Source organism: Pengzhenrongella sp., assembly GCF_036565025.1.
GTDB lineage: Bacteria > Actinomycetota > Actinomycetes > Actinomycetales > Cellulomonadaceae > Pengzhenrongella.
In genome coordinates, this window is sequence record NZ_DATCNW010000448.1 from 1 (window position 1) to 2370 (window position 2370).

Annotated in this window: 3 protein-coding genes; all 3 read left to right on the forward strand. The window is 75.4% G+C overall.

Features of this window, described 5'->3' with window-relative positions; all coding sequences use genetic code 11:
• Nucleotides 1–694 (forward strand): triphosphoribosyl-dephospho-CoA synthase (locus tag VIM26_RS25360; protein WP_331956109.1); only part of this gene is annotated, 694 nt, incomplete at its 5' end.
• Nucleotides 691–1779 carry an ATP-grasp domain-containing protein gene (locus VIM26_RS25365; RefSeq protein WP_331956110.1) on the forward strand — a complete coding sequence of 363 codons (1089 nt, stop codon included), beginning with the start codon at nucleotides 691–693 and terminating at the stop codon, nucleotides 1777–1779. The genes VIM26_RS25360 and VIM26_RS25365, both read left to right, overlap by 4 nt.
• Nucleotides 1772–2370, forward strand: a 599-nt coding sequence (locus tag VIM26_RS25370) for a hypothetical protein (RefSeq protein ID WP_331956111.1), incomplete at its 3' end; no start/stop codon positions are given. The genes VIM26_RS25365 and VIM26_RS25370, both read left to right, overlap by 8 nt.

Consider the following 2370-nt stretch of genomic DNA (forward strand, 5'->3'; position numbering starts at 1 on the left):
CGGCCCGGTGTTCGCGCGCCGACGCGCCCGCATGCGCAGCGTCGGCGAGCTGATCTCCGACGGGGTGCGGGCGACGGCACGCGTCGCCGCCACCAACACGAACCTGGGGATCGTGCTCCTGTTCGCGCCGCTGGTCCGCGCGGCGGCGACCCGGCGAGAGGACGAAGCGCTGCGATCGGCCACCGAGACGACCCTTGCGCAGCTCGATGTCGACGACGCCGCCGCGGCCTTCGCGGCGATCGCCCAAGCCCGTGCCGGCGGGCTCGGCGAGGCGCCCGAGCACGACGTGAGAGCTCCGGCGCGCGTCTCTTTACGCGAGGCGATGGGCGCGGCCGCGCACCGCGACAGCATCGCCTCGGAGTACGCGACCGGGTACGCGATCGTGTTCGATACCGGCCTGCCTTTGCTCGCCGATGCGCTGCGCGACGGCGCCGGAACGCTCGATGCGATCGTGTCGCTGCACCTCGGCCTGCTCGCCTCCCACCCGGACACCCTGATCGAGCGCAAGGCCGGCGCTGCGGCGGCGCGAGCGGTTTCCGCGGCGGCTCGCGAGGTGCTCGACGGGACCCGCTCGCTGGCGCACTTCGACGCCTCGCTGCGCGGACCCGACCACCGGCTCAATCCCGGGACGAGCGCCGACCTGGTGGCCGGAACCCTGCTGGCCGCGCTGCTGTCGGGAGTGCGGCTGCCGTGAGGGTGCTGGTGGTCGCCGTCAGTGCCCGCATGCTTGCCCAGATGGCGGTCGCCGACGGCTACGAGGTCACGGCGCTCGACCGCTTCGGCGACGTCGACCTACGTGCGGTCGCGCGCGCAGCCACCGCGCCGAGCAACGACGCGCTCGTGGCGCTCGCCTCCGAGATAGCCGACGCTGACGCGGTCGTCTACGGCGCTGGCCTGGAGAACCGTCCCGAGCTGGTGGAGCGGATCGCTGACGGTCGTGAGCTTTTGGGGACCGCGTCCGCGGCGCTCGGGGCGGTACGCGATCCGTGGGCGGTCGGTGCTGCCGCACGCGCAGCGGGGGCACGCGCGCCGGAGACCCGGTCAGTGACCGACGTCCCCGCCCTCGCAGAGGGCTCGGACATCTGGCTGCGCAAGCCGCGGCTCGGCGGCGGCGGGCGCGGGGTGCGCCGGTGGGCGGGCGGCCGGCTGCGCCCCACCGAGATCCTGCAGCGTCGCGTCGCCGGCCTGTCCTGCTCGGCGGTGGCGATCGGCGACGGCCGGCGAGCCGTCGTGCTCGGCCTCACCGAGCAGTTGCATCGCCCGCCGGGCGTGCAGTGGACGGGCAACCTGACCCCTCCGCGCCTGCCGGGCTCGGAGCTCACCGAGCTGGACGGCCAGCTGGGCGCGGTCTGCACCGAGGTCGCGGCGCGCTTCGGCGTCCGTGGAGCCTTCGGAGTGGACGCGATCTGGGACCGGCGCCACGCGTGGGTCCTGGAGGTCAATCCACGACCGACGGCCGGGTTGGAGCTGTTCGGACCCGGCAGCTTCGAGGCGCACGTCCGCGGGGCGCGCGGCCTCGGCCTGCCCACTCCTGGCACGGCGCCGACCACATGTGCAAGGGTGAAGCTCGTGCTGTTCGCTGCCCACGACCTCCGCGCCCCGGATCCCGGCTGGTGGCCGGCGGACCTGGTGCGCGACATCCCCCATGAGGGCGAGACGATCAAACGGGGCGCGCCGGTGTGCACGCTGGTCTCGGACACGAGCGGCGAGCCGGAATTGGCCGCGCGCGGGGCGCGCCTGCTGGCCGCACTCCCCGAGGCGGTGCTCGCCGGTGGCTGAGTCTGCCCCGCGCACCCCGGTCACCTGCGCGGGCTGCGGGCTGCTCTGTGATGACGTGACGCTCGAGCGCTCGGGCGACGGCGTACGGCTGCAGCCGCCCTGCGGGCTGGGCGCCGAGTGGTTCTCGGCGCGTGCTGGGCGGTCAGCGCGCGGACCGGCGGCGACCGTCGGCGGTCAGCCGGCTGACATCGACACGGCGCTTGCCCGGGCCGCCGAGCTGCTGCGCGAGGCGCGCCGTCTGCTGCTGCACGGCTTCGGCGCGGCGACCGTGGAGGACGCGCGGGCGGCGGTCACCCTCGCCGACCGGCTCGGTGCGCTGGTCGCGACCGACGGCGTGACCGGCGCCTGGCCGGGCGCCCCCGCGGTGCCCCTGCGTGGTGACTCCACCGCCACCCTGGGCGAGATCCGGGACCGGTCTCAGCTGATCGTCGTCTGGCGCGAGGACCCCGAGACGACCCATCCGCGGCTGCTTGACCGGCTCGGCTGCGGTGCCGGCTCACCGTCCCGGCTCGGCGCCGAGCGCACGCTGATGGTCGTCGATGACCGCGACACCGCCACCGCGCGGCGTGCGGACGTCCGGCTGCGCTGGGG